Below are 26,018 nucleotides of genomic sequence, written 5' to 3'. Positions count from 1 at the left end.
CGCTACCCGCAGGGATTGCGCCGCTCGGACCCCAGTGCCGTGTTGGTGTGGCCGCCGTCCGTCGACCAGGCCGCCTGGGTGCGGTAGGACCCGGCCTGGCAGGGCGCGCTGACCTGCCGTGTGCGCTGCGCCGCCGCCACGGAGTGCAACGTCTCGCCCCTCGTCGCCGTGAACGCCTGCTCGGCCACGTTGACCCAGCCTCCGTCCGCGCTGCGCTGCAGCCGGACGATCAGCGTCAGGCGATCGGGGCCGGGGGAGTCGCAGCGGAACTGCGCCCCGGCGACGAGCTTGCCGTTACCCGTGACGCGCTGCGGTGATATGGAACACATCAGCGCGGCGGCGCCACTGGTGCGGCGAGGTGTCTCGTCGCGGCCGGTCTTCGTGACCACGACCACGGCGACGATCAAGAAGAAGGCGATGACGGCGTTGCGCAAGGTGGCCGCTCCCATACGCATCGTTGATCCTGGATATTCAGCTAACCGTTCGCGAGTGACCGTGCGCAACATTCACTCATGCCTCAGTCGCGTCGTTGGCGTTCGAGGAGCTTGAGGCGTGGAAGCGGTTGATGGCCCCGGCCCGATGGGCGAACCCGCGCGCGACGAACACGTGGGGGTCGATGCGCGCGTGCTCCCGGCGGGCTGACAAGGAGCCGCGGATGCGCGAGAGCGCCGCGCTGAGAGGGGCCCGCGGTGCGTGGCGAGGACCTCTCGGCGCAGGTCGCCGCCCTGGTGGCGGACTTACCGGCGTATTCTGCTCCCTCGTGACCCAGGGCCTGCGCTATCTGCCGACCGCTCTCGTCGCCTCCGCCGTGCTGCTGGTGGTCGCGGTGGCGGTCGCCTGGCCGGTCGCCGGCGGGACGGCCGCGGCCGGCGCCGCCGCGGGGGTTGCTCTGGTCGTGGTCAGCTACCTGGTGTCCAGCCTGGTCGTCGCCTGGGTCGACGCGGTGGCCCGGAGCCTCCTGCTGCCCGTCGTCCTGCTCACGTACGCGCTGAAGTTCGCCGTGTTCGGCCTGGCCATGTATCGCGCCAGCGAGGCGGGCTGGGCCGGGCTGCGGGCGATGGGCGTCACCGTGATCGTGGCGACGGTCGTGTGGACCAGCGCGCAGTTGTACTGGATCCTGCGCGCCAAGATCCCCTACGTCGGGCCGTAGCCGGCCGTTCTTCGACGGGGCGGCGTCGTGGGGGTGCGCTCCTGCATTCGCCCATGCGTCAGTCGGGAAGTTGACGCTTGGTGGGCCGGGGGCGTAGTAACGTCTACGGCCGCCGGTTGATGGCCCGAAGACGGATGAACCCCCGCGCGTCGAGCACGCGGGGGTCAAGTTAGTGCTGGAATTCCCAGGCTGATATCGTCACGGCGTCATGGCGGACAAGCAGCCCCCTCAGCGACCGGACTCCGGCGCCAATGCGGGCTGGGCTGCCCTTGGCACGCTCCTCGGCGGCGTCATGGCCTGGGGCGGTATCGGCTACGTGCTGGACCGGTGGCTCGACATCCCCCGTCATCTCGGTCTGCTCGTAGGCATGATCGTCGGTATCTGCGGGGCGCTATACCTGGTCGTCAAGCGGTTCGGATAACGCGTGAAGGGTGGATCGGTGGGTCAACAGCCGACATTCCTGGCCGAGGGGTTCCCTCCCGGCGTCAAGGATTTCGACTTCCAGAGCTGGATCCCGTCACTGCGGGGTTCGGAGTGGGGCCTTGCCTTCACCAAGATCACATTCATGGTCTGGCTGGCAGTCGCGATCATCATCGTCTACTTCCTGGTCTCCTACCGAAACCCGAAGATAGTTCCCACCAAGAAGCAGTGGCTGGCCGAGTCGATCTACGGGTTCGCCCGCAACGGCGTCGCCAAAGAGGTCATCGGGCACGAAGGCATCCGCTTCGCGCCGTACCTCGCCACGCTGTTCTGCTTCATCACGGTGACCAACGCGTTCGCGATCATCCCGTTCTTCCAGATCTCGCCGAACGCGCACATAGCCTTCCCAGTCGTGCTGGGTGTCGTCAGCTACGTGCTGTTCATCGTGGTCGGCATTCGCAAGCACGGGTTCGTGAGCTACTTCAAGGCGAACCTCTTCGTGCCGGGCATCCCCTGGCCGGTCTACTTCCTCGTCACGCCCATCGAGTTGATCTCGACCTTCATCATGCGCCCCGTCACGTTGGCAGTTCGTCTCTTCGCCAACATGTTCGCCGGGCACCTCATGCTGCTGGTCTTCACCCTCGGCGGCGTGGCGATGCTGAACAGCAGCAACATCTTCGTGCAGGGCCTGTCGGTGACGTCGTTCCTGATGGCCATCGTGATGACCTTCTTCGAGCTCATGGTCATCGTCCTGCAGGCATACGTCTTCACGATGCTGACCGCGAGCTACGTCCAGGGCGCGCTCGCCGACGAGCACTGAGACCAGACGAGTATCGAGACCACCAAGCCTTACTTTCACAATCCGCTCCACCCCCGTCGTCACGCGTGAGGGTCACGCGCGAACCTCAGGAGGAACTGAAACATGACCAGCGTTCTCGCCGAGATCAACGGCAACCTCTCCGTGGTCGGCTACGGCCTTGCCGCCATCGGCCCGGCCATCGGCGTCGGCATCATCTTCGCTGCCTACATCCAGGCCAGCGCGCGCCAGCCCGAGTCGGCCGGCTTCAACCGCACCTGGCTGATCTTCGGCTTCGCCGTGGTCGAGGCGCTCGCGCTCTTCGGCCTCGTGCTCGCGTTCGCGCTCTAGCTCTCGACCCCGTCCCGCGACCCGGAGGGGAGCACACCATGTTCTATGCAGCCGAAGAGGGCGGCAACGTCATCCTGCCGCACGTGCCCGAGATCATCGTCGGGTCGATCGCCTTCGCCCTTCTCTGCTTCGTGCTCATGAAGTTCGTCTTCCCGCGCATGGAGCAGACGTTCCAGGCGCGGGTGGAGGCGATCGAGGGCGGCATCAAGCGGGCTGAGGAGGCGCAGGCCGAGGCCAACCAGCTGCTCCAGCAGTACAAGGAGCAGCTGGCGGAGGCCCGCACCGAGGCAGCCCGGATCCGTGACGAGGCGCGCGCCGACGCGACGGGCATCCGCGAGGACATCCTCGCCAAGGCCCGCGAGGAGAGCGACCGCATCATCGCGGCGGGCCGGGACGCTCTGCAGACCGAGCGGCAGACCATCATCCGCCAGCTGCGGGCCGAGGTCGGCTCGCTGGCGGTCGACCTCGCCGGCCGGATCGTCGGGGAGTCCCTCGAGGAGGAGGCGCGTCGCCGGGGCACCGTCGAGCGGTTCCTGCAGGAGATCGGTGACGCGGACGCGGCCGGTGCCGCGGGGCGGCGTTGATGGACACGATCAACCGCGAGGCGAACGGGGCCGCTGCCGACAAGCTCGCCGCTTTCGCGGCGAGCGCTGACGTGCAGAAGATCCGTTCGGTGGCCGGCGAGATCCTCGCCGTCGCCGACCTGCTCCGGCGTGAGCCGCGGCTGCGCCGGGCCCTGGCCGATCCGGGCCGTTCCGCCGAGGACCGCGGCGAGCTGATCAGCGCGATCCTGTCCGGGAAGGTGAGCGACGACACCCTCGCACTGCTCTCCGCCCTGGTGAGCGGTCGCTGGTCGGGTCCGGGGGCGCTGCTCGACGGTGCCGAGCGGCTCGGTGTCGACGCGCTGCTCTCCGCCGCGGACCAGGCCGGGGAGTTGGCCGAGGTGGAGGACGAGCTCTTCCGCTTCAGCCAGATCGTCGCGGGCGACGGCCGGCTCGCCGGCGCGCTGAGCGACTCCACCGCGCCGTTGGCCTCGCGCAACGAGCTGGTCCGCGATCTGATCGAGGGCAAGGCGAAGCCGGCGACGGTCAGCCTCGCGCAGCTCGCGCTCGCCGGGTTCGGCGGCCGTGGGTTCGACAGTTCGCTGAGCCGCCTCGTCGAGCTTGCCGCCGCGAAGCGGGACCGGTCGGTCGCCTACGTGACCACCGCCGTCGCGCTGAGCGACGCCGAGGAGCAGCGCCTGGCCGACCGTCTTGCCGCGCTGTACGGTCGGGATGTCTCCCTCAAGGTCGACGTCGATCCGCGCATCATCGGAGGCGTGCGGGTCAAGGTTGGCGCAGACCTCTACGACGGCACGGTCGCCCGCCGCCTCGCCGAGGCGAAGACGGCGCTCGCCAAATAATTTCCCCGAAGCTTGTTACTCCAGATAGAAGGTTGAGGATGGCCGAGCTGACCATCTCCTCGGACGACATTCGGGGCGCACTCGAGCGCTACGTCTCGTCCGTTGATTCACGGATCTCCCGCGAGGAGGTCGGCGTCGTCTCGTACGCTGGCGACGGTATCGCCCAGGTCGAGGGCCTGCCCTCGACCATGGCCAACGAACTGCTCGAGTTCGAAGACGGCACGCTCGGCGTCTCGCTCAACCTCGACGTCCGCGAGATCGGCGTCGTCGTCCTCGGCAATTTCGAGGGCATCGAGGAGGGTCAGCAGGTCAAGCGGACCGGCCGCGTGCTCTCGGTCCCGGTCGGCGACGCCTTCCTGGGCCGCGTGGTCAACCCGCTGGGCGAGCCCATCGACGACCGCGGCGACATCCCCAACGAGGGCTTCCGCGAGCTCGAGCTGCAGGCCCCGAACGTCATGGCCCGTCAGCCGGTCAAGGAGCCCCTGCAGACCGGCATCAAGGCGATCGACGCCATGACCGCCATCGGCCGGGGCCAGCGCCAGCTGATCATCGGTGACCGTAAGACCGGCAAGACCACGGTCGCGCTGGACACGATCATCAACCAGCGGGAGAACTGGAAGTCCGGCGACCCGAAGAAGCAGGTCCGCTGCATCTACGTGGCCATCGGTCAGAAGGCCACCACGATCGCCGCCACGCGCGCCACGCTCGAGGAGCACGGCGCCATGGAGTACACGACCATCGTGGCCTCCCCGGCGTCCGACCCGGCCGGCTTCAAGTACCTCGCCCCCTACGCCGGCTCGGCCATCGGCCAGCACTGGATGTATGGCGGCAAGCACGTTCTGATCGTCTTCGACGACCTGACCAAGCAGGCCGAGGCCTACCGCGCGGTCTCGCTGCTGCTGCGCCGCCCGCCGGGCCGTGAGGCCTACCCGGGCGACGTCTTCTACTTGCACTCGCGCCTGCTGGAGCGTTGCGCCAAGCTCTCCAACGAGCTCGGCGGCGGCTCGATGACCGGCCTGCCGATCATCGAGACGAAGGCCAACGACATCTCGGCGTACATCCCGACCAACGTCATCTCGATCACCGACGGCCAGGTCTTCCTGGAGTCCGACCTGTTCAACCAGGGCGTCCGCCCGGCGATCAACGTCGGCACCTCGGTGTCCCGGGTCGGCGGTTCGGCCCAGGTCAGGGCCATGCGGGACGTCGCCGGCCGGCTCCGGCTCGACCTGGCGCAGTATCGCGAGCTCGAGGCGTTCTCCGCGTTCGCCTCCGACCTGGACAAGGCCTCCCGCGCGCAGCTGGAGAAGGGCGCTCGCCTGGTCGAGCTGCTCAAGCAGCCGCAGTACTCGCCGTTCTCGGTCGAGGAGGAGGTCGTCTCGGTGTGGGCCGGCACCACCGGCCAGCTCGACAGCATCCCGGTCGGCGAGATCCGGCGGTTCGAGAGCGAGTTCCTGCAGCACCTGCGCTCCAGCCGCAAGGAGCTGCTCGACGCGATCGCCGAGAGCAAGAAGCTGGAGCAGGACACGATCGCCGGCCTGACCGAGGCGATCACCCAGTTCAAGCAGGTGTTCTCGGCCAAGGGCGACGAGCTGAACGTCAACGAGGCGCCGGCCAAGGCCATCGAGGGTGAGCAGGCTCGCGAGACCGTCACCCGCCAGGTCCGGAAGTCGGGCTGACGCATGGCCGGTCAGGTACAGGCACTGCGCCGGAGGATCCGCACGGTCAAGTCGACCAAGAAGATCACCAAGGCGCAGGAGCTCGTCGCCACGAGCCGCATCGGCCGGGCGCAGGAGCGGGTGGCCGCATCTCTGCCCTACGCCGACGCGATCACGGGCGTGCTGACGGCACTGGCGAGCAGCACCAACGTCAAACACCCGCTGCTGGTGCCGCGCAGCCCGGTCCGCCGGGCCGGCGTGCTGCTGGTCACCAGCGACCGCGGGCTGTGCGGCGGGTACAACGCCAACGCGATCCGCACCGCGGAGCAGCTGATCGCCAAGCTGCGCCAGGACGGTAAGCAGGTGGCGCTGTACATCGCCGGTCGCAAGGGCGTGACCTACTACCGCTTCCGGGGTCGCGAGATCACCGGGAGCTGGACGGGCTTCTCCGAGCAGCCGCGGTACGAGAACGCGGCGGAGATCGGCGCGACGCTCATCCAGGCCTTCGTCAACGGCGCCGACGACTCGGTCGACGGCCCCGGCCCGGACGGCGTGCTCGGCATCGACGAGCTCTACATGGTCCACACGCAGTTCCGCTCACTGATGACCCAGACCCCCGAAGCGCGGATCGTCGCGCCGCTGGAGGTCGAGGAGCAGGAGGTCAGCGGGCCGCTGCCGGCCTACGAGTTCGAGCCGGATGCCGAGCAACTGCTTGAGGCGCTGCTGCCGAAGTACATCAACACGCGCATCTTCGCGGCGTTGCTGGACTCCGCGGCCAGCGAGTCGGCCGCCCGCCGTCGCGCCATGAAGAGTGCCTCCGACAACGCCGACGACCTGCTGAAGCGATACACCCGCGAGATGAACTCCGCGCGGCAGGCGGCGATCACCCAGGAAATCAGTGAGATCGTCGGCGGCGCCAACGCGCTGGCGGCGGCGGGAAGTGATGTGTGATGACTGCACCAGCAGACACCAAGACCGCGGTCGGCCGCGTGGTCCGGGTCATCGGCCCGGTCGTCGACGCCGAGTTCCCGCGTGACGCCATGCCCGACATCTACAACGCGCTCAAGGTCGACGTGACCCTCTCCGAGGGCACCAAGACGCTGACGCTCGAGGTCGCGCAGCACCTCGGCGACAACATGGTGCGCGCCATCTCCATGCAGCCCACCGACGGCCTGATCCGCGGTGCTGGGGTGCGCGACACCGGCGCGGGCATCTCGGTGCCCGTCGGCGACGTGACCAAGGGCCATGTGTTCAACGCCCTCGGGGACGTGCTCAACGCCGACGCCTCGAAGCTCGACATCAAGGAGCGCTGGGCGATCCACCGCAAGGCGCCCGCGTTCGCCGAGCTCGAGCCGAAGACCGAGATGCTGGAGACCGGCATCAAGGTCCTCGACCTGCTCGCGCCGTACGTGCGCGGTGGCAAGATCGGCCTGTTCGGCGGTGCCGGCGTCGGCAAGACGGTGCTCATCCAGGAGATGATCATCCGGGTGGCCCGCAACTTCGGTGGTACCTCGGTGTTCGCCGGCGTGGGTGAGCGCACCCGCGAGGGCAACGACCTCATCCTGGAGATGGCCGAGGGCAACGTCCTGGACAAGACCGCGCTGGTCTTCGGCCAGATGGACGAGCCCCCGGGCACCCGTCTGCGGGTCGCGCTGGCCGCGCTGACCATGGCGGAGTACTTCCGTGACGTGCAGAACCAGGAGGTGCTGCTCTTCATCGACAACATCTTCCGGTTCACCCAGGCCGGCTCCGAGGTGTCGACGCTGCTGGGCCGCATGCCCTCGGCCGTCGGTTACCAGCCGACCCTGGCCGACGAGATGGGTCAGCTGCAGGAGCGCATCACCTCCGTGCGGGGCAAGGCCATCACCTCGCTCCAGGCGATCTACGTGCCCGCCGACGACTACACCGACCCGGCGCCGGCCACCACGTTCGCCCACCTCGATGCGACGACCAACCTCGAGCGGTCGATCTCGGACAAGGGCATCTACCCGGCCGTCGACCCGCTGGCGTCCTCCTCGCGCATCCTCGCGCCGGAGTACGTCGGCATCGAGCACTACTCGGTCGCCCGCGAGGTGCAGCGGATTCTGCAGAAGTACAAGGACCTGCAGGACATCATCGCCATCCTGGGCATGGACGAGCTGTCCGAAGAGGACAAGGTGACGGTGGGCCGGGCCCGCCGCATCGAGCGCTTCCTGTCGCAGAACACCTACGCCGCCGAGCAGTTCACCGGCGTCGCCGGCTCGACCGTCCCGCTCAAGGAGACGATCGAGTCGTTCAAGAAGATCAGCGAGGGTGAGTACGACCACTTCCCCGAGCAGGCGTTCTTCATGTGTGGCGGTCTCGAGGACCTCGAGCGCAACGCGCACGAGCTCATGAAGGACTGATTTTCGGCCGTACCTCGGGAAGGCGTGCCCCCCACGGGGAGCACGCCTTCCCTTTTGCTACCTATCACTTCGCTTTCCGTCACTTGAAATTTTTGGCAAAGACGCTTCGCGAGGCGGTGACATGCGTCACGCTCTGAAGTGTCCGTCGGTCAGTTCCCGGCGCGCCCCCGCAGCGGTCGTTCATCACGTGCGCCAACGTGGTGAGGCCCACTGCTCAGCGCGTCGGATCATTGACTAGACTCGGCCAAACCAATCGCGCACACGAGGAGTAACTAGCGTGGCGAGGCAGCTGCACGTCGAGCTCGTAGCCGTCGAGGAAAAAGTCTGGTCCGGCGACGCGGACATGGTCCTGGCGCGCACGACCGAGGGTGACCTCGGCGTCCTCTACGGCCACGAGCTGCTTCTCGGCCAGCTCGCCGAGGAGGGCCAGGTGCGCATCAAGCAGGCCGACAAGGAGCTCGCCTACGACGTGGCCGGCGGGTTCATCTCCGTCACCGGCACCGGCGTGACGATCCTCGCCGAGAGCTGCGCCCCCGCCTCGTCCGCCTCCGCAGCGCACTGACGACCGGGCGGCGCAGGTGAGGATCGTCGAGGGAATCGGCATCGGCGTTCTGATCCTGCTCGCCGCCTTGGCGGTGCTCTTCGTGCGCCGCCTCGTCATCGCCCGCCGGGGCGGCACCATCGAGCTCGGCGTCCGGCTGAGCACGATGCTCCCGGGCCGCGGCTGGTCCGCCGGGCTGGCCCGGTTCACCGGCGACGATCTGCGGTGGTATCGCATCTTCAGCTTCTGGCCGGGCCCGCGCCGTGTGTTCTCCCGGCGTGGGCTCGCCGTCGACCGCCGCCGCACGCCGGACGCGGCCGAGCTGCTCGTCCTGCCGCCCGACTGGGTGATCGTGCGCTGTATCAGCCGGAACGCGCCCGTCGAGATCGCGATGGCCGAGCGGGCGCTGACCGGCTTCCTGTCCTGGGTCGAGGCGGCGCCGCCGGGGGAACCGACCCCGGAGACGCGCCCCTACCGCTATCGCGCGAGCTGAGCCTCAGTCCACCGGCCGTCCGCCGGGCACCCACTTCACGTCGCCGCCCGGGTTCGCCGCGCGGCACAGGATGAACAGCAGATCCGACAGGCGATTGAGGTATTGCAGCGCCACCTCGTTGGTGCGCTCCGCGTCGACCTCCCACAGCGCCCATGCGCTGCGCTCGGCCCGCCGGGTGACGGTGCGGGCGACATGCAGCAGCGCCCCGCCTGGAGTGCCGCCGGGCAGGATGAAGGAGTCCAGCTTGGGCAGTGACTCGTTGAACTCGTCACACCAGCGCTCCAGCCGTTCGACCCGTTCGGCGGTGACCCGGAGCGGCGGGTGGGGCGGATTCTCGGCGATCGGGTTGCACAGGTCGGCGCCGACGTCGAACAGATCGTTCTGCACGGCCAGCAGCACCGCCGCGATGCGCTCGTCGAGCGCGCCCATCGCCAGCGCCACGCCGAGCGCGGCGTTGGCTTCGTCGACGTCGGCGTACGCGACGAGCCGGGGGTCCGTCTTGGACACCCGCGAGAAGTCACCCAGTCCTGTGGTACCGGTGTCGCCGGTCTTCGTGTAGATACGCGTGAGGTGAATGGCCATGGTTTTCACGGTACGGAATCCCCCTACGATGGCGGACGTGGACGTGATCCGTGTGATGGGCGGGGCCCGGCTCGCCGGTGACGTGTCCGTGGTCGGCGCCAAGAACTCGGCGCTGAAGCTGATGGCGGCGGCCCTGCTGGCCAACGGCCGCACCGTGCTGACGAACGTTCCGCGGATCACGGACATCGCCATCATGGCCGAGGTGCTGCGCCGCCTGGGCTGCGAGGTCGAGCTGGACGGCGACCGCGTCGTCATCGACGTGCCCGACGAGCTCGGCACCGAGGCCGACTACGACCTGGTGCGCCGCCTGCGCGCCTCCATCTGCGTCCTGGGCCCGCTGCTGGCCCGCCGCGGCCACGTGCGCGTGGCTCACCCGGGCGGCGACGCGATCGGCTCCCGGGGCCTGGACATGCACGTCGAAGGCCTGCGCCGGATGGGCGCCGACATCTCCGGCGAGCACGGCTTCGTCATCGCCACCGCGCCCAAGCTGCACGGCGCCACGATCTGGCTCGACTTCCCCAGCGTCGGCGCGACCGAGAACCTGCTCATGGCCGCCGTCCTCGCCAACGGCCGTACCGAGATCGACAACGCCGCCCGCGAGCCCGAGATCGTCGACATCTGCCGCATGCTCACCGACATGGGCGCCGACATCCAGGGCGCCGGCTCCTCCCGCCTCGTCATCCAGGGCGTGCCGGAGCTGCGTCCGGTCGAGCACCGCACCGTCGGCGACCGCATCGTGGCCGGCACGTGGGCCTTCGCCGCCGCCATGACCCGCGGCGACGTCACCGTGCACGGCATCGACCCGTCGTTCCTGGAGATCGCCCTCGACAAGGTGGCGACGGCGGGCGGCGAGGTGACCACGTCCGCCGACTCGTTCCGCGTCGTGATGCCGGCCCGCCCGAAGGCCGTCGACGTGGTGACCCTGCCCTTCCCCGGCTTCGCCACCGACCTGCTGCCGATGGCCGTCGGCCTGGCGGCGGTGAGCGAGGGATCGTCGCTGGTGACCGAGAACATCTTCGACGGCCGGTTCATGTTCATCAACGAGATGTCCCGCCTGGGCGCCGACATCCGCACCGACGGCCACCATGCGGTGGTGCGCGGCAAGGAGCGCCTCTCGGGCGCCCCCGTGACGGCGACGGACATCCGCGCGGGCGCCGGCCTGGCGATCGCGGGCCTGTGCGCGGACGGCGTCACGGAGATCCGCCACGTGCACCACATCGACCGCGGCTACCCGAGCTTCGAGTCCGACCTGCGCGCCCTGGGCGTCGAGGTGGAGCGCGCGGAGGCCCCGCCGGACCAGTTCGACTTCTGACAGGCGGCTCCCGCGACGTCGGCCGCAACACCGTTCACGACGAAATGGAAGGCGAGGGGAACGAGCATGGCGGGTCGTCTTGCGGTCATCGGAGCGGGGCTCATGGGATCTGGGATCGCCCAGGTCGCCGCGCAGGCCGGGTGGGAGGTGACGCTGCGGGACCTGAACGACGAGGCGGTTCGGCGCGGCCTCGCCGGCATCCGCGCCAGCCTTGAGAAGTTCGCGAGCAAGGGCACCATCGCCGCGGACGACGTCGACGCGGCGCTCGGACGGATCACGCCCACCACGGAGCTCGACGCGGCCGCCGACGCGGACATCGTCGTCGAGGCGGTGTTCGAGCGGCTGGACGTCAAACAAGAGGTCTTCCGGGCGCTGGACAAGATCTGCAGGGCGGATGCCGTACTCGCGACGAACACCTCCGCCATCCCGGTGACGCAGATCGCCACCGCGACCGAGCGGCCGGAGCAGGTCGTGGGCACGCACTTCTTCTCGCCCGTGCCGGTCATGAAGCTGTGCGAGCTCGTCCGGGGGTACAAGACCTCCGACGCCACGCTGGCGACGGCCCGCGCCTTCGCCGAGGAGATCGGCAAGACGTGCATCGTCGTCAACCGCGACGTCGCCGGGTTCGTCACCACGCGGCTCATCGCGGCGCTGGTCGTCGAGGCCGTCAAGCTGGTGGAGAGCGGCGTGGTCAGCGCCGAGGACCTCGACCTCGCGTGCAAGCTGGGCTTCGGTCACGCGATGGGGCCGCTGGCGACGACCGACCTGACTGGCGTCGACGTGCTCTACCACGCCGCCAAGAACATCCACGCCGACACCGACGACTCGAAGTTCTTCCCGCCGGAGCTGCTGGCTCGCATGCTCATCGCCGGCGACCTCGGGCGCAAGAGCGGTAAGGGCTTCTACACGTACTCGTGAGCCTCCACCGGCCTTGGCCCTGCCAGGTCCGCGCTGCGGAGAACACGGGTCAGTCGCGCTCGGTCCAGCGGAAGGTCAGCAGGCACAGCACGAGGCCCAGCACGATCCAGCCGCCCAGCACCAGCGCGATCGTGCCGTGCTGCCACGCGTGCGACGGCTCGCTGGCGGCGAAGGAGTCCGGCAGGAACACCGAGCGCATGCCCTGGGTCATCCACTTGAGCGGGAAGATCGAGGCGATCCCGCGCATCCACTCGGGCAGGCTCGTGTACTGGAAGAACACGCCCGAGATGAACTGCAGCACGATCGCGACCGGGGTGACGACCGCGGGGCCGCTGCGGCCGGAGCGAGCAAGCGACGAGAAGGCGATCCCGCACAGCGTGCAGGCGGTGATCCCGAGCAGCGCCACCCAGCCGAACGTCAGCCAATGGCCGGCGGTGGCGGGCAGCTTCACGCCGAAGAACAGGGCGGCCACCGAGATCAGCAGGACCGTCTCGACCAGGCCGATGGCCAGGACCATGACGACCTTGCCGATGAAGTACGCGGCGCGGGGCATCGGGGTGCCGCGCAGGCGCTTGAGGATGCCCTTCTCGCGCTCGATCGGGATCTGGATCGCCAGGCTCTGGAAGCCGGTGGACAGCAGGCCGGCCGCGATCATGCCGGCGGCGAAGTACTGCGTGAGCGTCACGCCGGGGGCGATCTCGCCGCTGAAGACCGCGCCGAAGACGGTGAGCAGGATCAGCGGGAAGGCGAGCGTGAAGACCACCGACTCGCGGCTGCGCAGGAACTGCCTGATCTCCAGGCCACCGCGCAGGAGGCCGAGTCGCAGCGTGTTCATTCGCCGGCACCGATCATTCGCAGGTACACATCCTCAAGGCTGGGGCGGGTGACGGTAAGGCCCGGCACCTCGCCGCCGAAGGTCTCGGCGAGGCGGGCGACGAGCGCGGTCGGGGCCTCGGTCCGCTCGGTGACCGGGCCGTCGGGGCCCAGCCAGCCGACCGTGACGCCGCCCTCGCCACGACCGCCGAGGCGATCGGGGGTGTCGACGGCGACCAGCTTGCCGCCTGCCAGCACGCCGACCCGGTCGGCGAGCGCCTCGGCCTCGTCAAGGTAGTGGGTGGTGAGCAGGATCGTGGTGCCCACGCGGGCCAGGTCGCGGATGAGGCCCCAGAACTCGCGGCGCGCCTCCGGGTCGAAGCCCGTGGTCGGCTCGTCGAGGAAGAGCAGCTCGGGGCGGCCGACGATGCCCAGCGCCACGTCGAGGCGGCGCTTCTGGCCGCCGGAGAGGGTGCGGGTGCGGGCGTGTTGCTTCTCGGCCAGGCCGACCCGCGTGATGATCTCGTCGGGGTCGGCGGCGGCCGGGTAGTAGTTCGCGAAGTGGTGCACGACCTCGCGCGCGGTCAGATCGTCGAACTCGCCGGTGCTCTGCAGCACCACGCCGACCCGGGCCCGCCAGTCGGTGTCGCCCTGCTGCGGGTCGACGCCGAGCACCCGCACGTCGCCGGAGGTGCGCTTTCGGAAGCCCTCCAGGATCTCCACCGTGGTCGTCTTGCCCGCGCCGTTGGGGCCGAGGAGGGCGAACACCTCACCGGCGCGAACGTCGAGGTCCACCCCGTCGACGGCGACAGCCTTCCCGTATCGCTTGTGGAGGCCGCGCACCATGATCGCATCCGTCACGGCGACCACTATATGCGGTGACAACTTTCACCGACGGACGGTAGTTACCCTTCAGTAAGGTGCTCGTATGGCGTCAGAGAGGCTTTCCGAGCGCGACCGCCCCTGGGTCATGCGCACCTACGCCGGCCACTCCTCGGCCGCCGCGTCCAACGCGCTCTTCCGGCGCAACCTGGCCAAGGGGCAGACCGGCCTCTCGGTCGCGTTCGATCTGCCCACCCAGACCGGGTATGACCCCGATGCCGAGCTCGCCCGCGGCGAGGTGGGGCGGGTCGGCGTGCCGGTCGCGCACCTCGGGGACATGCGCACCCTGTTCGGCGGCATCGATCTCGGCCGGGCGAACACCTCGATGACCATCAACGCCACGGCGATGTGGCTCCTGGCGATGTACGTCACGTGCGCCCGGGAGCAGGGCGTGGCGCTCGACCGGCTCTCCGGGACGACGCAGAACGACATCGTCAAGGAGTACCTGTCCCGCGGCACCCACATCTTCCCGCCCGGCCCGTCGCTGCGTCTGACCACGGACACCATCGCGTGGACGGTCGCCAACTGCCCGAAGTGGAACCCGGTCAACATCTGCTCGTACCACCTGCAGGAGGCCGGCGCCACGCCGGTGCAGGAGGTCGCGTTCGCGCTCGCCACCGCCATCGCCGTGCTCGACACGGTGCGCGAGTCCGGCCAGGTGCCGGCCGAGCGCTTCGGCGACGTCGTCGGGCGGATCTCGTTCTTCGTCAACGCCTCGGTGCGCTTCGTCGAGGAGACCGCGAAGATGCGCGCGTTCACGGCGATGTGGGACCGGCTGACCGCGGATCGCTACGGCGTCACCGACCGGGCCGCCCGCCGGTTCCGCTACGGCGTGCAGGTCAACTCTCTCGGCCTCACTGAGGCTCAGCCGGAGAACAACGTCCAGCGCATCGTGCTGGAGATGCTCGGCGTGACGCTCTCGCGGGACGCACGGGCCCGCGCGGTGCAGCTGCCGGCCTGGAACGAGGCGCTGGGCCTGCCGCGGCCGTGGGACCAGCAGTGGTCGCTGCGCATGCAGCAGGTGCTCGCGTTCGAGTCGGACCTGCTGGAGTACCCCGACCTGTTTGAGGGCTCGACGGTCATGACCGGCCTCGTCGACGGCATCGTGGCCGGCGCCACCGCCGAGCTCGAGCGGGTGCTGGAGATGGGCGGGGTCGTCGCCGCCGTCGAGTCCGGGTATCTCAAGAGCGCCCTCGTCGGCTCCCTCGCCGAGCGCCGCGCCCGGATGGAGACCGGCGCCGACGTGGTGGTCGGCGTGAACAGGTTCACCGAGACCGAGCCGTCGCCCCTGCTGGCCGCCGGCGCCGCGGCGATCGAGCAGATCGACCCGGCCGTCGAGCAGGCCGCGGTCGACGGCGTGCGGGGCTGGCGGGCCGGGCGCGGCGACGTGACCGGGGCGCTGGACGCGCTGCGAGCGGCGGCGCGGGGCACCGGCAATCTCATGGAGGCCACGCTCGGCTGCGTGGCGGCGGGCGTGACCACCGGCGAGTGGGCGGGGGTGCTGCGGGAGGTCTTCGGGGAGTACCGCGCGCCGACCGGGCTGTCCGCGGCGGTCTCGGCCCCGGCCGGCAACCTCGACCGGGTGCGCGAGCGGGTCCGCCGCACCGCTGGCGATCTGGGCACCGGCCGGCTGCGGATGCTGGTCGGCAAGCCCGGCCTGGACGGGCACTCCAACGGCGCCGAGCAGATCGCCGTGCGCGCCCGCGACGCCGGCTTCGAGGTCGTCTACCAGGGCATCCGCCTGACCCCGGCGCAGATCGTCGCCGCGGCGGTGGAGGAGGACGTCGACCTGGTCGGCCTCTCGGTGCTCTCGGGCTCGCATCTCGCCGCGGTGGCATCGGTGCTGCAGGGGCTGCGCGCGGAGGGCCTGGGCGACCTGCCGGTGGTCGTCGGCGGCATCATCCCTCCCGACGATGCCGCCGTGCTGCGCGAGTCCGGCGTGGCGCGCGTGTTCACGCCGAAGGACTTCGCCATCACCGACGTGGTCGACGAGCTGGTGACCGTCGTCCGCGAGGCGCACCACCTGGCCGTTTAGGAGGGGCGCCAGCCCTGGGCCGCGGCCCATCTGGCCGCGGCCTGCTCCTCCTTGCGGCGCTTGCGGCGGCGCATCAGCCAGCCGAAGCCGAAGAAGAGCAGCAGGAGGAACAGCAGGACCAGGACCGGCAGCACGATCGCCACGACCGACAGCACCACGCTGGCGAAGTCCTCGATCGTACTCACGATCGGCGCGCCGAAGCCGGCGGTCGTCGCGTTGACGAGCGGCCGGGCCGCGGCCTTCATGCCGTGCACGCCGAGCGATATCGCCCCGCCGACGACGATCGGCACCCACTGATGACTGGCGAAGAACGAGCCGGGGTCGCTGACCGTGACCGTCTGCGCGCCCGAAGCCGCCCCGAACGCGAGCCCGCCCGCGGTCGGCCGGACGAGGGTCTGCAGGAAGTCGTTGACGTGGTCGATCATCGGCACCTTGTCGGCGACGAACTCGATGGCCAGCAGGACCGCGACGATCGCCAGGGTCCAGCCGTTCTCCATCCAGGCCCAGCCCGACGGCAGCGTGATGAGGTCCGTGTACCGCGCGAGCAGGCCGATCGCCAGCAACGGGATATACGCGTTGAGCCCGGCCGATGTAGCGAGGCCCAGACCCGTCAATGACTCCAACACTCCCATAGCATGACATCGCGGTGCCAGGCCCACAGGTTAGGCTGTCGGCCGTGCGCCTCGTCATCGCCAAGTGCTCGGTCGACTACATCGGCCGGCTCACGGCCCACCTCCCGCCCGCGACCCGCCTGCTGCTCATCAAGGCCGACGGATCGATCTCGATTCACGCCGACGACCGGGCGTACAAGCCGCTGAACTGGATGAGCCCGCCGTGCCGCCTTGAGGAGGCCGAGGGCCAGTGGCGGGTCGTCAACAAGTCTGGCGAGGAGCTGCGGATCACCATCGAGGAGATCCTGCACGACACGTCCCACGAGCTCGGCATCGATCCGGGCCTGGTCAAGGACGGCGTGGAGGCGCACTTGCAGGAGCTGCTGGCCGCCGCCCCGCAGACGCTGGGCGCCGGCTTCACGCTGGTCCGCCGTGAGTACATGACGGCGATCGGCCCGGTGGACCTCCTGTGCCGCGACGGCGAAGGCGCTACGGTCGCCGTGGAGATCAAGCGCCGCGGCGAGATCGACGGTGTGGAGCAGCTGACGCGATACCTGGAGCTGCTCGGGCGCGACCCGCTGCTCGCCCCGGTCAGCGGGATCTTCGCCGCGCAGGAGATCAAGCCCCAGGCCCGGGTGCTGGCCGAGGACCGCGGGATCCGCTGCGTCGTGCTGGACTACAACGCCCTGCGCGGCGTCCAGAAGGACGAGCTGACGCTCTTCTGAGGGCTACTTGCTGCGGCCGTGGACGAGCCGCACCACCCGCACGATCTGTTGCATGGTCTTCTCGGTGCGCTCGAAGGTCATCGCGGCCAGGACGGTCGGGCCGCGGCGTTTCACGATGGCCTTCGGCCGGGTGAACTCGCGCAGGCCGTCCTCGCCGTGGATGCGGCCGAAGCCCGAGTTTCCCACGCCGCCGAAGGGCAGGGCCGGCATGCCGGCGAAGGTCAGCGCCGAGTTGACCGACGTCATGCCCGAGCGGACCTGGCGGGCCAGCTCCAGGCCCTGCGACCGGGAGAAAATGGCGCCGCCCAGGCCGTAGCCGGTGTCGTTGGCCAACCGTATCGCCTCCGCGGTGTCGCGGACCCTCGTCACGGTCAGCGTGGGTCCGAACGTCTCCTCCTGTGCCGCGGCCGCGTCCGGCGGCACGTCGACCAGGATCGTCGGGCTGACGAACGGGGGCTGGACCGCCTCGGCGCCGCCCAGCACGGCCCGGCCGCCGCGGATGAGGGCGTCCTCGATGTGCCGGCGGATGATGTCGATCTGCGCCGGCATGGTGATCGGGCCGATGTCGTCGGTCTGCTCGGTGCCGACGGTGAGCTTCGCGGCGCGAGCGACGATGCGGTTGAGGAAGTCGTCGTACACCTGGTCGGCGACGTACACGCGCTCGATGCCAACGCACGTCTGGCCGGCGTTGGTCAGGCCGCCCCAGACGCAGGCGTCGGCCGCGGCGTCGAGGTCGGCGTCGGCGGCGACGATCATCGCGTCCTTGCCGCCGCACTCGAGCAGCACGGGGGTCAGCGTCTCGGCGGCGGCGGCCATGACCTTCTTGCCGGTCGCGGTCGAGCCGGTGAACGCGATCTTGTTGACCCCGCTGCGGCAGAGGGCGGCGCCGACGTCGCCCAGGCCGTGCACGATCTGCAGGACCGGCTGCTCGGGCACGACCTCGGCGAAGCGGTCCACGAACCACTGGCCGACCGCCGGGGTGTACTCGCTCGGCTTGAACACCACCGCGTTGCCGGCGGCCAGGGCGTAGGCGATCGAGCCCATCGGCGTCAGGATCGGGTAGTTCCACGGGCCGATCACGCCGATCACGCCGAACGGCAGGTACTCCAGGTATGACGTGTGCTCCTTGAGCAGGATCGAGCTGCCCACCCGGCGCCGGCCGAGCACCTTGCGCGCGTGCTGCGCGGCCCAGGCGATGTGGTCGATGGCCGCGATCGCCTCGACCAGCGCGTCCGCGCGCGGCTTGCCGCCCTCGCGGTGCATGAGGACGGCGAGATCGTCCAGGCGGTTGGCGAGCACGCTGCGGAACGCCAGCAGTCGGCGCTTGCGCCCGGCGAAGCCGAGCCCGGCCCACCACGCGGCCGCGTCACGCGCACGGGCAACCGCGGCGGTGAGCCGATCGGGCGAGGCCACCGGGAAGCGGCCGACCTCCTCGCCCGTGGCGGGGTTGGTCGAGATCAGCGAGCCGTCGTCGATGGCGGGGACGCCGGGCGTTCGCGTGGCGGTCATGGCGCGAGTCTAGACCCGAAGATTACTCACGAGTAGGCCCTGAGCGGCCCGCCGCCGATGCCGAGAACTCGGGCATCGCCGCGAGCGTCGGACAAACCGGCCGCAGGAGGAACGAACATGCGACCCGTCAAGACCGCCGACGCCTACCGCGAGGGCGGCGCCGGCCCGGCGACGGGCGTCTTTTAGCGGGGCCATGGGCGTGCACGGGCTCGGGCTCGCGGCGCGCCTGGGGACCACGGCGGAGGTCTTCCGGGGCGCCGATGGCGGCTTCGGCGACGCGGCCCCGTTCGCGGCCCGTCTGCGCGAGGTCATCGAGGCCTGAAACGCCGCCGCCGGCCACCGACAACGAGGCCGGCGCCGGCGGCATACCCGAAAAGGCCGCGACGCCCTTACGAGGCGTGTTCCTTCAGGATGCGTTCGGCCACGGTCAGCGGGTCGGCGAGCCTGCCCTCGGCGGGCGCGTCGACCCAGCGCTGCTGGCCGGGGAAGTAGGCCCCCGACGACGCGGCCCGGCGGATGCTCTCCTGCATGCCGGTGTCCATCTGGCCGGGGTCGATGTTCGCGACGGTGATCCGCTCGTCGTCCCTGATCTGCGAGGCGACGGCCTCGAAGAACGTCTCGCCGGCGGCCTTGGTGGTGCAATACAGCGCCCAGCCGTCGATGATGCGGCGCGCCGCGCTCGAGGAGACGAACAACAGGCGGACCCGGGCCTCGGCCGGCGCGGCGCGCAGGAATGTGTTCGTCAGCACAACCGGCGCGGTGAGGTTCACCGCGATCGCGTTCGTGATGGCCTCGGTGGTGAGCCGGCCGACCGCGCCGATCGGCTCGACGACGGCGGCGTTGTGGATGAGCACGGCCTCGTCGGCGTCGCGCAGGAAGTCGCGGAGGATGTCGTAGTCGGGCAGCCAGTGCGCGTCGGCGAGGTCGGTGGAGAACAGCGTGACGTCGGCGGGGCGCTCGTCGCGCAGTTGCCGCTGTTCCGGAGTGAAGTGGCGGCCGACCGCCAGGACGCGATCGCCGCGTGCGCTCGACACATCGAAGAGAGCGGCCCCCAGGCCGCGGGACACTCCAGTGATGACGACGGCTCGCATGCGGTCACTCTATTCCTGTCCGACGGTCATTTATATCTCCCGTGGGCCGGTCTGCGGTGATCCCTTGGGCGCGGCCGCCGTTCCCGGGCACGACTCGCCGAGCTTCGACGCCACCGCGCCCAGCGTGTCGGCCAGCGCCGCCGTCTGGTCCGGGTCGAGATGATCGAAGATGAGCCGGCGCACGTCGGCGAGGTGGGCCGGGGCGACCCGCTCGACGAACTCCCGGCCGGCTTCGGTGACGCGCGCGATGCTGACCCGGCCGTCGCAGGCGTCGCCGGAGATCTCGACGTATCCGAGGTCGACGAGCTTGCGCATGCGGTGGCTCAGCCGGCTCGGCGACATGTTCATCTGCCCGGCGAGGTCGGACATGCGCATCCCCTCGCCGACATTGCCCAGCGCCGCGAGCAGCCCGTATTCGACGTGGACCAGGCCGTGCGGGCGGAATGTGCGCTCCAGCTCCGGAAAACCGACGAGCACGATGGCCAGCAGCGACATCCAAGCGCGCCGCTCGGTGTCGTCCAGCCGTCGTGCCCCGTCGGTCATGCGTCCTATGGTGCCTGGATCTTGTGCTACTGGGCCAATCGCCCGTCCGATAGGCGTCAGAACCGGCCGATCGCGATCACCACGGCGAGGGCGCCGAGGATCACGTTGATGCCGATGACGCCGTACTCCTTGGCGCGCACGTGGTCGCCGATCGCGAGCACCATGATGATCGCCAGGCCGACGGCCGCCAGCGGGGTCAGGATCGTGGCGATGCCGGTGGCCCAGGGCAGGATCAGGCCGAGGCCGCCGAGGAGCTCCGTCACGCCGATGAACTTGACGGTCCCCGGCGTCCGGCGGTTCACCCAGGTCATGTTGCCCGCGAGCTTCTCCTTGGGCTGCGTGGACTTCATGACACCGGCCATGGTGAACGCCGCGCCGAGCGCGATCTGCAGGATCCACAGGAAGATGTTCATGGGTACGTGCTCCCTCATACTTTAAGCTTCAACTTCGCGAGCAGACTGTACGGACGATGAACTTGAAGCGTCAAGCATTCTTGCGAAGTCCCGATGCGCGGGTGAGGGGTGTTCACCCCGGCAGCGCCGACCGTGGGCGCATGGAGACGTTGCAGCGGCAGTCCCGCTGGGTCACCGGCTTTGCTGTCTTCGGCGGCAGCATGATGATCGTCATCGGCATCTTCCAGATCGTGGTCGGGCTGACGGCGATCTTCCAGCACACCTTCTACATGCTGACCGAGAACTATCTGTTCGGATTCAATGTCATCGCATGGGGCTGGATCCACCTCGCACTGGGCGTGCTGGTGGCGCTCGGCGGCGGCGCCGTGCTCGCCGGGCAGCTGTGGGGGAGGGTGCTCGGCATCGTGCTGGCCTCACTCAGCGCGGTGGCCAACTTCCTGTTCCTGCCGTACTACCCACTGTGGTCGATGCTGATCATCGCGGCCGACGTGGCGGTCATCTGGGCGCTGACCCGGTATGGTCGCGACGAGGCCGTCCTGCGCTAGAGCTGTGTGGGCCGGCCACATGTGACCGGCCCACGCCCGATGCGACCATGCGGTGATGCACGTCACTACCCACGGGCCCGAGTCGGGCCCGCCCGTATTGCTCATTCACGGCAACTGCTCGTCGTCGGGCTTCTGGGAGCCCCTGGTGCGCCACCTACCGACGCACTGGCGCATCGTGGCTCCGGACCTTCGTGGATACGGCGACAGCCCCGCCCTTGGCGTCGACGCCACGCGCGGCCTGCGCGACTTCGCCGACGACGTCGCGCCGCTGCTGCGCGATCTTTCGGACCGGTCGGGCGAGGCCGCCAAGGTCACCGTGGCCGGCCATTCGTTGGGCGGCGGCGTTGCCATGCAGCTGCTGCTGGACCACCCCGAGCGCATCGGGGCGCTGGTGCTGGAGGCGCCGGTCTCGCCGTACGGCTTCGGCGGCACCCGTGACCTGGACGGCACGCCGACCTCGCCCGATCACGCAGGGACGGGCGGCGGCTCCGCGAACCCCGACTTCGTGCGGCTGCTCGGCGCCAAGGACCGCGGCACGGACGAGCAGGCCGCCCCGCGCAACGTGATGCGCGCGTTCTACGCCGCACCGGGCTTCGACTTCGGTGTGGACGAGGAGTTCCTGCTCGACACGATGCTCTCGACGGCCGTCGGAGAAGATCAATACCCCGGCGACAGCGGGGCGAGTGCCAACTGGCCCGGCGTCGCGCCCGGCACCCGCGGCGTGCTCAACACCATGTCCCCGCGCTGGCTGGACCTCTCGGGCATCGTTGACGTGCCGGTCAAGCCGCCCGTCACCTGGATCCGTGGCGACCAGGACGCGGTCGTCTCCGACGGCTCGTTGTTCGACCTGGCGCAGCTCGGCAAGCTGGGCCTGGTTCCGGGCTGGCCCGGCGAGGACGAGTGCCCGCCGCAGCCGATGGTCGCCCAGACGAGGGCGGTGCTGCAGCGCTACGCCGAGAAGGGCGGCTCGTTCCGCGAGATCGTCTACGAGGGCGTCGGACACAGCCCGCACGTCGAGCGCCCGGAGGACTTCGCGGCGATCCTGCGCGAGATCGTCGGCTCCTGACCCGCCCGTCCCGATGCGTCCGGCCGCGGCGTGCGGCACAGTGGTCGGTGTGGACCCGACCGACGGCGGCCTGGTGTCGCTGATCGCCGCCGTCGCCGCCGTCGCCGTCGCCGTCGTGGCCGGCGTCTTGGGCGTCATCGTCCCGATGCTGCCGGGCGTGTATATGGCCTCCTGACCCTCACCCCAGCGGGCGTCCCGGCGCCCCGTCGTGGTGGCCGGGACAGCGGGATTTCCCACAGGAGGAGGATCGCTCCACCGCTTCATGGCAGACTCGCCGGTAACCTGAGCGGGCGTTAGGGAGGATCATTTCGATGGGGCGCGATTTTGCAACCGTGGGCGTGGTGGGCCTCGGCACGATGGGCGCCGGCATCGTCGAGGTCTTCGCTCGCAACGGGATCGACGTTATGGCCGTCGAGATCGCCGACGCTGCCCTGCAACGCGGGGAGGAGACGCTGCGCGGGTCCGTCGAGCGGGCCGTGCGCAAGGGCAAGCTCTCCGAGCAGGAGCGCGACGCGCTGCTGGAGCGGGTGACCTTCGCCGTGGGGCTGGACGCCCTGAGCTCAGCGGACCTCGTCATCGAGGCCGTGCCGGAGCGGCTCGGCATCAAGCAGCGGCTCTTCGCCGACCTCGACCGGGTGTGCAAGCCCGAGGCGATTCTCGCCACCAACACCTCGAGCCTGTCGGTCACCGAGATCTCGGTGGCGACCGGGCGGCCCAACCAGGTCATCGGCCTGCACTTCTTCAACCCCGCGCCGATCATGAAGCTGGTCGAGGTGGTGCGCACCGTCGTCACGGACGATGACGTCGTCGCCGACATCGAGGCGCTGTGCGCGCGGCTGGGCAAGGTCGACGTCACGATCGGCGACCGGGCCGGGTTCATCGCGAACGCGCTGCTGTTCGGATACCTCAACCAGGCCATCTCCATGCTCGAGTCGAAGTACGCCAGCCGCGAGGACATCGACGCCGCCATGAAGCTCGGGGGCGGGCTGCCCATGGGGCCGTTCACCCTCTTGGACCTCATCGGGCTCGACACCGCCTACGAGGTCCTCGACACCATGTACCGCCGGGGCGGGCGGGACCGCCGCCACGCGCCCGCGCCGCTCCTCAAGCAGATGGTCACGGCCGGCCTGCTCGGGCGGAAGTCGGGACGCGGCTTCTACACGTACGAGAAGCCCGGCTCGCCGGTCGTGGTGCCCGACGAGGCAACCCCACGCCCCGGCGCCGAGTCGGCGACCGCCCCGCGCACCGTGGCCAAGGTGGGCGTCGTCGGCTCCGGCACCATGGCCACCGGCATCATCGAGGTCTTCGCCAAGGCGGGCTTCGAGGTGGTGTCCGTGACGCGCGGCGCCGAGCAGTCCGGGCGCACCCTCGATGCGCTCAAGACCTCGCTGAACGAGGGCGTCGTGAGCGGCAAGCTGGCCGAGGGCGACCGGGACGCGGCGCTGAACCGGGTCACCTGGTCCGCGACGATCGAGCACCTCGGCGACGTCGACCTCGTCGTCGAGGCGGTCGTCGAGGAACTGCCGGTCAAGAAGGCACTGTTCGCCTCGCTCGACGAGATCTGCAAGCCGGGCGTGGTGCTGGCCACGACGACGTCGAGCCTGCCGGTCATCGAGCTCGCCGTCGCGACCGAGCGCCCCGCCGACGTCGTGGGCCTGCACTTCTTCAACCCGGCGCCGGTCAGGGGGCTGGTCGAGGTCGTGCGCACGATCCGCACGTCCGACGAGACGGTGGCCACGGCGACCGCGGTGTGCCAGACGCTGGCCAAGCACCCGGTGGTGTGCGCCGACCGGTCCGGGTTCGTGGTCAACGCGCTGCTGTTCCCGTACCTCAACGACGCCGTCAAGATGGTCGAGGCCTCCTACTCCACCGCCGACGACATCGACCACGCGATGAAGCTCGGCTGCGGCTACCCGATGGGCCCGTTCGAGCTGCTCGACGCCGTCGGCCTGGACGTCTCGCTGGGGATCCAGCGGGAGCTGTACCTCGAGCTGCGCGAGCCCGGCTTCGCCCCGGCGCCCCTGCTGGAGCACCTGGTGACGGCCGGCTATCTCGGCCGCAAGGCGGGCCGCGGCTTCCGTGACTATTCGAAGCGCTGACCCGGTTCGTTAGTCTTGAGACCGTGTCACCTCGGCGCAACCACCCTAAGCGCGACGACTCGCCGCCGCCGCTCGATCTCGACCGGATCAAGCGGGGCGTCGGCGCCGTGCAGACGTGGAGCGACGGCGAGTGGCAGGTGCGCAACATTCCCGCTGGGGCCGCGACGAAGGCATACCGCTGCCCCGGCTGTGATCAGGAGATCCCGCCGGGCGTTGCGCACCTCGTGGCCTGGCCGGCCGACGAGCGCGGCGACCTGACCGACCGCCGCCACTGGCACACCGGCTGCTGGCGCGCTCGGGACCGCCGCAGCCCCAACCTCCAGCGCGGCCGCGGCACCCCGCACTAGGGCCGTCGAAAGGCCGTGCACCGACGTCAAGCCAGCGACTGCGGCGTTTCCTGCGAGGAGCGTGCGGGCGGCGCAGGGGCCGAAACGGCAGCGTCCACCGCGGACAGCCACCCGGGCCGTTCCCGCCAGGCCGTGCGCCACGGTTCTTCGGCCACCGAGCGGACCAGCGCGGCGGCGCTCAGCAGCCAGCCCGCGGCCCGGGTCCGCCCCGGCGTCCAGTGCCGGTGTGCGAACGCCATCCGCGAGGCCAGCCCGCCGACCGTGACCGGCCGGGCGGCCGGCGGCGGGGTCAGGGACACCATCCGCGCGTCCGGGACGAGGACGGGGCGTGCACCGTGGACCCGGGCGCGCAGCGAGAGATCGGCGGCCGGCAGGTGCTCGTCGAAGCCGCCCAGCGCGTCCCAGAGTCCCCGCTCGACGAGCAGCATCCGCGGCGTGAGCGCCGGGACCTCGCCGCCGATCGCGCGGTCGAGCCGCGGCAGTCGCTCGGGATCGAACGGCAACCCGGCCGCCAGGCAGGCCGTGCCCCACAGCGAGGGCGCGCCCTCCACCGTGCGCCCGTCGTCCGCGTCACCGCGCAGCGTTCGGCCTGCGTAGAGACGGTACGACGGGTTCCCGCCCGCATACTCCACCAGCGTGCGGATCGCGTCGCCGACCGGTTCCAGGCCCGGGTCGAGGAACAGCAGCCACGGCGCGTGGGCCTTCTCGGCACCCAGGTTGGCCGCCGCGAGCGGTGGCACGGGCGGATCCCGGCGCACCAGCGTGACGTCGCGGAACGAGTGCCGCACCGCCGCCGCGGTGTTGTCGTCCGACCCGTTGTCCACGACGATGATCTCGGTCGGCACCTCCGTGCCCGCCTGCAGCGCGGCCAGGCCCTTGAGCAGGCCCTCCCGGGCGTTTCGCGCGACGGAGACGATGCTGACGACGGGTGTTGTCCTACTACTGCTCACGAGCTGCTCCCACGACTGCTCAGTGCGGGCTGAAGCTCCCCGGATGGTACCGGTGACGAGGGTGAACGCGACGAAAGTACCGCAAGATGTCCGCCGTCAGGCGGGTCGCGATCCCGACCAACGGGCCCTGCGGGCTGCCAAAACGTAGAATCCGGACAGGAACTCGGCTCGGGTCCTCCTGCCGCCACCTGGCCGGACGCTGCTATCCTCCCATCGGCGGCGCAGGAAAGCCCGGCCAGCAATTTGTGCCCATGCATTTTAAACATTCCTTGATCCATTGCGCTCCCGGTCGTTTCGGCGAGCGACTGGTAAACAAGGCGGCGATGCAAAGAGCCAAATGCTGCCGGGGCGACGGCTTGAGGGTGACGCTCGGTTTAAGTCGATG

The 26,018-nt window shown here is 70.0% G+C and carries 31 protein-coding genes; 21 read left to right on the top strand and 10 right to left on the bottom strand.

Annotation, left to right across the window (positions count from 1 at the left end; genetic code table 11):
• Window positions 1–2: 2 nt before the first annotated feature.
• Complete coding sequence (locus AB0367_RS12795) at window positions 3–455, bottom strand: hypothetical protein (protein ID WP_366226398.1); 453 nt, start codon at window positions 453–455, stop codon at window positions 3–5.
• A gap of 305 nt (window positions 456–760) precedes the next feature.
• Between AB0367_RS12795 and AB0367_RS12790 the strand changes: the two genes are divergently transcribed.
• The 11 genes from AB0367_RS12790 to AB0367_RS12740 all read left to right on the top strand — a co-directional run bounded on the left by AB0367_RS12790 (window position 761) and on the right by AB0367_RS12740 (window position 9,192).
• The gene (locus AB0367_RS12790) at window positions 761–1,150 is read left to right on the top strand and encodes a hypothetical protein (protein ID WP_366226397.1); all 390 of its coding nucleotides are present in this window, start codon (window positions 761–763) and stop codon (window positions 1,148–1,150) included.
• Between the two features lie 208 nt (window positions 1,151–1,358).
• Entirely contained in the window at window positions 1,359–1,571 is a 213-nt protein-coding gene (locus tag AB0367_RS12785; protein WP_366226396.1) for a hypothetical protein, read from the top strand.
• Between the two features lie 90 nt (window positions 1,572–1,661).
• A complete protein-coding gene (gene atpB / locus AB0367_RS12780; RefSeq protein ID WP_366226440.1) occupies window positions 1,662–2,390 on the top strand; it encodes a F0F1 ATP synthase subunit A in 729 nt (242 codons plus the stop codon).
• Between the two features lie 102 nt (window positions 2,391–2,492).
• Complete coding sequence (gene atpE / locus AB0367_RS12775) at window positions 2,493–2,717, top strand: ATP synthase F0 subunit C (RefSeq protein ID WP_366226395.1); 225 nt, start codon at window positions 2,493–2,495, stop codon at window positions 2,715–2,717.
• A 38-nt stretch (window positions 2,718–2,755) separates the two neighbouring features.
• Entirely contained in the window at window positions 2,756–3,301 is a 546-nt protein-coding gene (locus AB0367_RS12770) for a F0F1 ATP synthase subunit B (RefSeq protein WP_366226394.1), read from the top strand.
• Window positions 3,301–4,119, top strand: coding sequence for a F0F1 ATP synthase subunit delta (locus AB0367_RS12765; protein WP_366226393.1), 819 nt, complete (start codon window positions 3,301–3,303; stop codon window positions 4,117–4,119). The genes AB0367_RS12770 and AB0367_RS12765 overlap by 1 nt, the downstream gene beginning before the upstream one ends.
• A 38-nt stretch (window positions 4,120–4,157) precedes the next feature.
• Complete coding sequence (atpA, locus tag AB0367_RS12760) at window positions 4,158–5,795, top strand: F0F1 ATP synthase subunit alpha (RefSeq protein WP_366226392.1); 1,638 nt, start codon at window positions 4,158–4,160, stop codon at window positions 5,793–5,795.
• Between the two features lie 3 nt (window positions 5,796–5,798).
• Window positions 5,799–6,725, top strand: coding sequence for a F0F1 ATP synthase subunit gamma (locus AB0367_RS12755; protein WP_366226391.1), 927 nt, complete (start codon window positions 5,799–5,801; stop codon window positions 6,723–6,725).
• Complete coding sequence (gene atpD, locus AB0367_RS12750; RefSeq protein WP_366226390.1) at window positions 6,725–8,158, top strand: F0F1 ATP synthase subunit beta; 1,434 nt, start codon at window positions 6,725–6,727, stop codon at window positions 8,156–8,158. Before AB0367_RS12755 ends, atpD begins: the two co-directional genes overlap by 1 nt.
• 277 nt (window positions 8,159–8,435) lie before the next feature.
• On the top strand, window positions 8,436–8,720 hold the full coding sequence (locus AB0367_RS12745; protein ID WP_366226389.1) for a F0F1 ATP synthase subunit epsilon: 285 nt from the start codon (window positions 8,436–8,438) through the stop codon (window positions 8,718–8,720).
• Window positions 8,721–8,736: 16 nt separating this feature from the next.
• The gene (locus AB0367_RS12740) at window positions 8,737–9,192 is read left to right on the top strand and encodes a DUF2550 domain-containing protein (protein WP_366226388.1); all 456 of its coding nucleotides are present in this window, start codon (window positions 8,737–8,739) and stop codon (window positions 9,190–9,192) included.
• A 3-nt stretch (window positions 9,193–9,195) separates the two neighbouring features.
• Here AB0367_RS12740 and AB0367_RS12735 read toward each other — a convergent pair whose 3' ends face one another.
• On the bottom strand, window positions 9,196–9,774 hold the full coding sequence (locus tag AB0367_RS12735; RefSeq protein WP_366226387.1) for a cob(I)yrinic acid a,c-diamide adenosyltransferase: 579 nt from the start codon (window positions 9,772–9,774) through the stop codon (window positions 9,196–9,198).
• Window positions 9,775–9,802: 28 nt separating this feature from the next.
• On the opposite strand from AB0367_RS12735, the gene murA reads away from it, so the two are divergent.
• The gene (murA, locus tag AB0367_RS12730; RefSeq protein ID WP_366226386.1) at window positions 9,803–11,086 is read left to right on the top strand and encodes a UDP-N-acetylglucosamine 1-carboxyvinyltransferase; all 1,284 of its coding nucleotides are present in this window, start codon (window positions 9,803–9,805) and stop codon (window positions 11,084–11,086) included.
• Window positions 11,087–11,152: 66 nt separating this feature from the next.
• On the top strand, window positions 11,153–12,004 hold the full coding sequence (locus tag AB0367_RS12725; protein ID WP_366226385.1) for a 3-hydroxyacyl-CoA dehydrogenase family protein: 852 nt from the start codon (window positions 11,153–11,155) through the stop codon (window positions 12,002–12,004).
• Between the two features lie 49 nt (window positions 12,005–12,053).
• Here the strand turns inward: AB0367_RS12725 and AB0367_RS12720 are convergent, their stop codons facing one another.
• Both AB0367_RS12720 and AB0367_RS12715 read right to left on the bottom strand, forming a co-directional pair.
• Window positions 12,054–12,839, bottom strand: coding sequence for an ABC transporter permease (locus tag AB0367_RS12720; RefSeq protein ID WP_366226384.1), 786 nt, complete (start codon window positions 12,837–12,839; stop codon window positions 12,054–12,056).
• Entirely contained in the window at window positions 12,836–13,663 is an 828-nt protein-coding gene (locus tag AB0367_RS12715) for an ABC transporter ATP-binding protein (RefSeq protein ID WP_366226439.1), read from the bottom strand. The genes AB0367_RS12720 and AB0367_RS12715 overlap by 4 nt, the downstream gene beginning before the upstream one ends.
• Window positions 13,664–13,745: 82 nt before the next feature.
• On the opposite strand from AB0367_RS12715, the gene AB0367_RS12710 reads away from it, so the two are divergent.
• On the top strand, window positions 13,746–15,734 hold the full coding sequence (locus AB0367_RS12710) for a protein meaA (RefSeq protein WP_366226383.1): 1,989 nt from the start codon (window positions 13,746–13,748) through the stop codon (window positions 15,732–15,734).
• Here AB0367_RS12710 and AB0367_RS12705 read toward each other — a convergent pair.
• Complete coding sequence (locus AB0367_RS12705; protein WP_366226382.1) at window positions 15,731–16,360, bottom strand: DUF4126 domain-containing protein; 630 nt, start codon at window positions 16,358–16,360, stop codon at window positions 15,731–15,733. The two genes, AB0367_RS12710 and AB0367_RS12705, sit on opposite strands and share 4 nt — an antisense overlap.
• Window positions 16,361–16,410: 50 nt before the next feature.
• Between AB0367_RS12705 and nucS the strand changes: the two genes are divergently transcribed.
• A complete protein-coding gene (gene nucS / locus AB0367_RS12700) occupies window positions 16,411–17,070 on the top strand; it encodes an endonuclease NucS (protein WP_366226381.1) in 660 nt (219 codons plus the stop codon).
• Window positions 17,071–17,073: 3 nt separating this feature from the next.
• Here nucS and AB0367_RS12695 read toward each other — a convergent pair whose 3' ends face one another.
• Window positions 17,074–18,579: an aldehyde dehydrogenase family protein gene (locus tag AB0367_RS12695; RefSeq protein ID WP_366226380.1), complete on the bottom strand. Its 1,506-nt coding sequence runs from the start codon at window positions 18,577–18,579 to the stop codon at window positions 17,074–17,076.
• 193 nt (window positions 18,580–18,772) lie between these two features.
• Here AB0367_RS12695 and AB0367_RS12690 point away from each other — a divergent pair, with 193 nt between their 5' ends.
• Window positions 18,773–18,901: a hypothetical protein gene (locus AB0367_RS12690; protein WP_366226379.1), complete on the top strand. Its 129-nt coding sequence runs from the start codon at window positions 18,773–18,775 to the stop codon at window positions 18,899–18,901.
• A gap of 67 nt (window positions 18,902–18,968) precedes the next feature.
• Here AB0367_RS12690 and AB0367_RS12685 read toward each other — a convergent pair whose 3' ends face one another.
• From AB0367_RS12685 to AB0367_RS12675, 3 genes are read right to left on the bottom strand one after another with little or no spacing between them, the layout of a single operon-like run.
• A complete protein-coding gene (locus tag AB0367_RS12685; RefSeq protein ID WP_366226378.1) occupies window positions 18,969–19,670 on the bottom strand; it encodes an SDR family NAD(P)-dependent oxidoreductase in 702 nt (233 codons plus the stop codon).
• Between the two features lie 30 nt (window positions 19,671–19,700).
• Window positions 19,701–20,213 (bottom strand): MarR family transcriptional regulator, encoded by a 513-nt coding sequence (locus AB0367_RS12680; RefSeq protein WP_366226377.1) that lies wholly within the window; start codon window positions 20,211–20,213, stop codon window positions 19,701–19,703.
• Between the two features lie 56 nt (window positions 20,214–20,269).
• The gene (locus tag AB0367_RS12675) at window positions 20,270–20,626 is read right to left on the bottom strand and encodes a DoxX family protein (RefSeq protein WP_366226376.1); all 357 of its coding nucleotides are present in this window, start codon (window positions 20,624–20,626) and stop codon (window positions 20,270–20,272) included.
• A gap of 140 nt (window positions 20,627–20,766) precedes the next feature.
• Between AB0367_RS12675 and AB0367_RS12670 the strand changes: the two genes are divergently transcribed.
• The 5 genes from AB0367_RS12670 (at window position 20,767) to AB0367_RS12650 (ending at window position 24,683) form a co-directional block, all read left to right on the top strand.
• Window positions 20,767–21,171 (top strand): hypothetical protein, encoded by a 405-nt coding sequence (locus AB0367_RS12670; RefSeq protein ID WP_366226375.1) that lies wholly within the window; start codon window positions 20,767–20,769, stop codon window positions 21,169–21,171.
• A 55-nt stretch (window positions 21,172–21,226) separates the two neighbouring features.
• Complete coding sequence (locus tag AB0367_RS12665) at window positions 21,227–22,237, top strand: alpha/beta hydrolase (protein WP_366226374.1); 1,011 nt, start codon at window positions 21,227–21,229, stop codon at window positions 22,235–22,237.
• A 49-nt stretch (window positions 22,238–22,286) separates the two neighbouring features.
• Entirely contained in the window at window positions 22,287–22,412 is a 126-nt protein-coding gene (locus AB0367_RS12660) for a hypothetical protein (protein WP_366226373.1), read from the top strand.
• Window positions 22,413–22,548: 136 nt separating this feature from the next.
• Window positions 22,549–24,336: a 3-hydroxybutyryl-CoA dehydrogenase gene (locus tag AB0367_RS12655; RefSeq protein WP_366226372.1), complete on the top strand. Its 1,788-nt coding sequence runs from the start codon at window positions 22,549–22,551 to the stop codon at window positions 24,334–24,336.
• Between the two features lie 23 nt (window positions 24,337–24,359).
• Entirely contained in the window at window positions 24,360–24,683 is a 324-nt protein-coding gene (locus tag AB0367_RS12650) for a hypothetical protein (protein WP_366226371.1), read from the top strand.
• Window positions 24,684–24,709: 26 nt separating this feature from the next.
• Here the strand turns inward: AB0367_RS12650 and AB0367_RS12645 are convergent, their stop codons facing one another.
• The gene (locus AB0367_RS12645; RefSeq protein ID WP_366226370.1) at window positions 24,710–25,633 is read right to left on the bottom strand and encodes a glycosyltransferase; all 924 of its coding nucleotides are present in this window, start codon (window positions 25,631–25,633) and stop codon (window positions 24,710–24,712) included.
• Window positions 25,634–26,018: the final 385 nt, after the last annotated feature.

The sequence above is a fragment of the Dactylosporangium sp. NPDC051484 genome (assembly GCF_040689395.1).
GTDB lineage: Bacteria > Actinomycetota > Actinomycetes > Mycobacteriales > Micromonosporaceae > Dactylosporangium.
This window is presented reverse-complemented; position numbering and strand designations above follow the sequence as displayed.

Coding starts and splice junctions, on each gene's coding strand:
- AB0367_RS12720 (WP_366226384.1), bottom strand. CDS start 12,839: ATGAACACGCTGCGACTCGGCCTCCTGCGCGGTGGCCTGGAGATCAGG.
- AB0367_RS12655 (WP_366226372.1), top strand. CDS start 22,549: ATGGGGCGCGATTTTGCAACCGTGGGCGTGGTGGGCCTCGGCACGATG.
- AB0367_RS12765 (WP_366226393.1), top strand. CDS start 3,301: ATGGACACGATCAACCGCGAGGCGAACGGGGCCGCTGCCGACAAGCTC.
- AB0367_RS12680 (WP_366226377.1), bottom strand. CDS start 20,213: ATGACCGACGGGGCACGACGGCTGGACGACACCGAGCGGCGCGCTTGG.
- AB0367_RS12685 (WP_366226378.1), bottom strand. CDS start 19,670: ATGCGAGCCGTCGTCATCACTGGAGTGTCCCGCGGCCTGGGGGCCGCT.
- AB0367_RS12755 (WP_366226391.1), top strand. CDS start 5,799: ATGGCCGGTCAGGTACAGGCACTGCGCCGGAGGATCCGCACGGTCAAG.
- AB0367_RS12695 (WP_366226380.1), bottom strand. CDS start 18,579: ATGACCGCCACGCGAACGCCCGGCGTCCCCGCCATCGACGACGGCTCG.
- AB0367_RS12665 (WP_366226374.1), top strand. CDS start 21,227: ATGCACGTCACTACCCACGGGCCCGAGTCGGGCCCGCCCGTATTGCTC.
- atpD (WP_366226390.1), top strand. CDS start 6,725: ATGACTGCACCAGCAGACACCAAGACCGCGGTCGGCCGCGTGGTCCGG.
- AB0367_RS12785 (WP_366226396.1), top strand. CDS start 1,359: ATGGCGGACAAGCAGCCCCCTCAGCGACCGGACTCCGGCGCCAATGCG.
- AB0367_RS12675 (WP_366226376.1), bottom strand. CDS start 20,626: ATGAACATCTTCCTGTGGATCCTGCAGATCGCGCTCGGCGCGGCGTTC.
- AB0367_RS12795 (WP_366226398.1), bottom strand. CDS start 455: ATGCGTATGGGAGCGGCCACCTTGCGCAACGCCGTCATCGCCTTCTTC.
- atpA (WP_366226392.1), top strand. CDS start 4,158: ATGGCCGAGCTGACCATCTCCTCGGACGACATTCGGGGCGCACTCGAG.
- AB0367_RS12670 (WP_366226375.1), top strand. CDS start 20,767: ATGGAGACGTTGCAGCGGCAGTCCCGCTGGGTCACCGGCTTTGCTGTC.
- AB0367_RS12725 (WP_366226385.1), top strand. CDS start 11,153: ATGGCGGGTCGTCTTGCGGTCATCGGAGCGGGGCTCATGGGATCTGGG.
- atpE (WP_366226395.1), top strand. CDS start 2,493: ATGACCAGCGTTCTCGCCGAGATCAACGGCAACCTCTCCGTGGTCGGC.
- AB0367_RS12715 (WP_366226439.1), bottom strand. CDS start 13,663: ATGGTGCGCGGCCTCCACAAGCGATACGGGAAGGCTGTCGCCGTCGAC.
- AB0367_RS12690 (WP_366226379.1), top strand. CDS start 18,773: ATGGGCGTGCACGGGCTCGGGCTCGCGGCGCGCCTGGGGACCACGGCG.
- AB0367_RS12770 (WP_366226394.1), top strand. CDS start 2,756: ATGTTCTATGCAGCCGAAGAGGGCGGCAACGTCATCCTGCCGCACGTG.
- AB0367_RS12735 (WP_366226387.1), bottom strand. CDS start 9,774: ATGGCCATTCACCTCACGCGTATCTACACGAAGACCGGCGACACCGGT.
- murA (WP_366226386.1), top strand. CDS start 9,803: ATGGCGGACGTGGACGTGATCCGTGTGATGGGCGGGGCCCGGCTCGCC.
- AB0367_RS12710 (WP_366226383.1), top strand. CDS start 13,746: ATGGCGTCAGAGAGGCTTTCCGAGCGCGACCGCCCCTGGGTCATGCGC.